The organism is Micromonospora deserti (assembly GCF_003236335.1).
Lineage (GTDB): Bacteria > Actinomycetota > Actinomycetes > Mycobacteriales > Micromonosporaceae > Micromonospora > Micromonospora deserti.
Window position 1 is genome coordinate 1 of record NZ_POUB01000398.1, and the last position, 4,081, is coordinate 4,081.

Annotated in this window: 2 protein-coding genes; both read left to right on the top strand. The window is 80.4% G+C overall.

Annotated features, from left to right (window positions below):
- Positions 1–3,311: SCO7613 C-terminal domain-containing membrane protein (locus tag C1I99_RS32985; RefSeq protein WP_111137538.1), on the top strand; the 3,311-nt coding region annotated here is incomplete at its 5' end.
- Positions 3,312–3,474: 163 nt separating this feature from the next.
- Positions 3,475–4,081, top strand: a 607-nt coding sequence (locus tag C1I99_RS29975) for a fatty acid desaturase family protein (RefSeq protein WP_199562442.1), incomplete at its 3' end; no start/stop codon positions are given.

Sequence of the window (4,081 nt, forward strand, 5' to 3'; positions counted from 1 at the left end):
GGCCGGGGCCGACCGGCACGGGGGCGGTCGGCGGCGCGGAGACCTCGGCCCGGACCGTGCAGGGCCTGCTCTTCGTCCTCGGTGGACTGCTGCTGGGCACCGCGGCGGTGGTCTTCACGGCGGTCGCCTGGGCGGCGGTAGGGGTCGCCGGCCGGGCGCTGATCCTGGCCGCGTTCACCGCGCTGGCGCTGGCCGGCCCGCTGGTGGCGGTGCGGCGCGGGCTGCGGGGCACCGCGGAGACCTTCGCCGCGGTGGGGCTGCTGCTGGTGTTCCTCGACGGGTACGCCGCCTGGACGGTGGACCTGTTCGGCGTGGCCGGCTGGCCGGCCACCCGGTACGCCGCGCTGGTCGGGGGGGCCGGCGCGGCGGTCGCCGCCGGGTACGCCCGGATCAGCGGACTGACCGTGCCATGGTTCGCGGCCCTGCTCGGCGCACAGCCGGTGCTGCCGCTGCTCGCCGCCGAGGCGCGGCCGGAGGCCGGTGGCTGGTCGGTGGTCTTCGTCGGGGTGGCGCTGCTCGACCTCGCGGTGCTGGCCGCGCTGGGCGGCCGGGACGGGCTCGCCGGGCCGGCCGCCGGGGCCGAGGTGACCGCCGGCGGGGGGCCGGCGGAGTCCGGGACGTCGTCCTCGCCGCCGGCCGTCGGGGGGCCGGCCGGCGGCGGTGCGGCCACGCCCGGGGCGCTGCTCGGTGGACGGGTCGCCGCCGGGGTCGGCTACGCGGCCGCGCTGGTCGTGGCCGCGAGCTGCGCGCTGGTGCCGCTCGCGCTGGGGCGGGCGGCCGGCACGCCGGTGCTGGCCGGGTTTCCCCTGCTACTGGTCGGGTTTGCCCTGCTCGGCGGGGCGGTGCTCACCGGCGGGGCGGTGTTCCGCGGCGTCGCCGCCGGGCTGCTGGTGCCGGTGCTGGCCGGCGCGGCCGTCCGGCCGGTGGCCGAGCTGCGGCCGGGGCTGCTGCTGGTGCTCAGCGCGCTGGTCGCGGCGGTGCTGGCCGGTGCGGTCCGGCTGCTGCCGGCCGGGTGGCGAGCCGGCCCCCGGGTCGGTGGGCTGCTGGTGGCCGGCGGGTTGGCGCAGTTCACGGTGCTGCTGACCGCCGCGCTCGCGGGCGCCGCCGTCGGCCGGTCGCTGCCCCCGTGGCAGGGTGCCGCCGCCGGGCCGGAACTCGCCTGGGGGTGGCAGTTGCCGGTGGCCGCGGCGCTGACCGTGGCGGCCGTGGCGTGGCTGCTGCCCCGGGCGGTCCGGCCGGCGCTGGCCGCGGCCGGGGTGGCGGCGACGGTGCTCGCGCTGCCCGCCGGGTGGGCGGCGCCCTGGCCGGCGGTGGTCCTCGCGGACCTGCTGGCGGGCGTGGCGCTGCTGGCCGTCGCGGTGGCCCGGCCGTGGGCCCGGTCCGCGACCGCGCTCAGCCCGGCGCTGGCGGGGGCGGCCCTGCTCGGGCACGGGCTGGCGGTGGGGCTGGCCGCTCCCCGGGGCGCCGGTGCGGTGCTCGGGGTGGTCCTGGTCGCGGGCACCGTCGTGGCCGCCGTCGGCCGGCGGGGCACGGCCGTTCAGCGCCGGGTGGCCGGGGTGGCGCTGGGCCTGGTGCTGCCCGCCGTCCCGGCGGGCGCCGCCGTCGCGGCGCTCGCCGCCGGGGTGCCGCCCTGGTGGCAGGCGCGGGCCGCCGCAGCCGGCGCCGCGCTGCTGCCGGTCGCGCTGCTCGCGGTCCGTCGACACTGGCCCGACCTGCGGGGGTACGCCTCGGCCGGGCTGGCCGTGGCCGTGGTGGCGGTCGGGCTGGCGCCGGTGGTCGTACCGGCCGAGGAACCGGTGACGATCTACGCCGCGGTGGCGGCCCTGCTGGCGGCGCTGGGCGTGCGCGCCGGCACCGCCGGGCGGGTGGCCACTGTCGGGCTGCTCGTGGTGTCGCTCGCCGCCGCCCTGCCGGTGGTGCTGCGGGCGCTGCTCAGCCCGTACGGGCAGGTGTCGCCCTGGGCCGGGGCGCCCGCGGTGGAACCCGATCCGGGCGCGCTCCCGGCCGGCGTGGCGCTGGCCGTGCTGGCCGTCGCCGCCGCGCTGACCGTCCCGCCCGGGGTCGACGGTGGACGGTGGCGGGCGGTGCTGGTGGCGCTGCCGTTCGCCGCGGCGGCGGTGCCGGTGTCGCTGGTGGCCGCCGGAGCGCCCTGGCCGGTGCTGCCGGCCGTGGCGCTGCTCGGCGGGGCGGCCGCCGTGCTGGTCGCCGCGCTGGCCGGGCCCCGCCCGCTGCTCACCCCGATCGGGGTGCCGGTCGGTCTGGTGCTCGCCGGTTCCGGGCTGCTCGGGCTGCTCGCCACCCGGGCCGGCACGCTTGCCGGCCTCGGCGTGCTGGTGGTGGCGGCGACGGTGGTCGGCGTGGCCGCCCGCCGGGACGAGGCACGGCTCACCGGCTGCCTGGTGGCGGTGCTCGCGGCGACCGGCCTCGCCGTCACCGCGCCGCTGGCCGGCGGGCTGCCGCTGCGCGCTGCGGCGTTCACCGTGCTCGCCGTGGCGGTGCTCACCCTCGCCGCGGCCGGGACGTTCACCCGCCCGGACCGCCCGGCCGCAGCCGGCGCGCCCGGCCACCCGGTCGGGCCGCCGGCGTCCCGGACGGCCGCGGCGCCGGGCGTGGCGGGGGCCGCCGCCGCGCCGGCCGGTCGGGGGCGCACAGCGGGGTCCGCGCTGGACGCCGCCGCCCAGGCCGTGGCGGTGGTGGCGGTGCTGATCGCGGCGGACGCGCTCCGGCATGCGGCTGCCGTCTGCGCGATGTGGGGCGCCGCCGTCGGGCTGCGGGTGCTGCGCCGGGGTGAGCCGGTGGGCCGGCGTTGGGCGCTGGCGGCCATCGCCGGCGGCAGCGAACTGCTCGGCGCCTGGCTGCTGCTGGCCGCGGGGGGCGTGGCGGTACTTGAGGCGTACACCGTGCCGGCGGCGGCGCTGGCCCTCGGCGCCGGTCTGGTCGCGTTGCGCACCCGCCCCGGGTTGACCAGCTGGCTCGCGCTCGGTCCGGGGCTGGCCGCCGCGCTGCTGCCGAGCCTGGCGTCGGTGCTGGCCGCATCCGACCCGCAGCCGTGGCGGCGGCTGCTGCTGGGCGCGGCCGCCCTGGGCGCGGTGCTGCTCGGCGCGGCCCGCCGCTGGCAGGCCCCGGTGCTGCTCGCCGGTGCGACGCTGGCGCTGCTCGCGCTGCACGAGCTGGCCCGCAGCTGGGACCTGCTGCCCCGGTGGATCTTCCTGGCCGTCGGCGGGTTCGCGCTGATCGGGCTCGCCGCCACGTACGAGCGGCGCCGGCGCGACCTGGCCCGGCTCCGGGCGGCGGTCGGCCGGATGGGCTGACCGCGCGATGGCCCGTCGATGCGGGCAAACCCCTACGGGTAGGGCGAGCCCTACCACCGATCGGGGGGTGGGCAGGGTTACTCAGCGCAACCATCCTGCCGAGACTCGATGGCAGGGGTCGCGCCGGCCGGCACGGCCCCGGGGTCGAGGAACGGGAGCGGGAATGGTGCTCGAAGCGGTGGCGGATCCACCGGTGCGGCGGGGAAGTGACTACGCCCAGTTGTCCCGACAGATCAGCGGGGCGGGTCTGCTGGAGCGACGCCCGGGCTGGTACGTGGTCCGGATCGTGCTCACCCTCGGGCTCTTCGCCGCCGGCTGGGCCGCGGTGGCGCTGGTCGGGGACTCCTGGGCGCAGCTCCTGGTGGCCGCCGGGCTCGCCGTCGCGACCACCCAGGTGGCGTTCCTCGGCCACGACGCCGGGCACCGGCAGATGTTCCGCCGGCGAGGGCCTAGCGAGGCGGTGGGGCTGCTCGCCGGCAACCTGGCGGTGGGGCTCAGCTACGGCTGGTGGGTGGACAAGCACAACCGGCACCACGCCAACCCGAACCACACCGAGGAGGACCCGGACGTGGGGGCGGGCGCGCTGGCCTGGACGTACGAGCAGGCCGTCGCCACCCGGGGCGTCGCCCGCTGGCTGGCCCGCCGGCAGGCGTGGCTGTTCTTCCCGATGTTGCTGCTAGAGGGGCTCAACCTGCACGTGGCCAGCGTCCGGGCGGTGGTGGGGCGGGGCCCGGACGGCCGGTTCCGCACCCCAGTGCGGCACCGGGGGG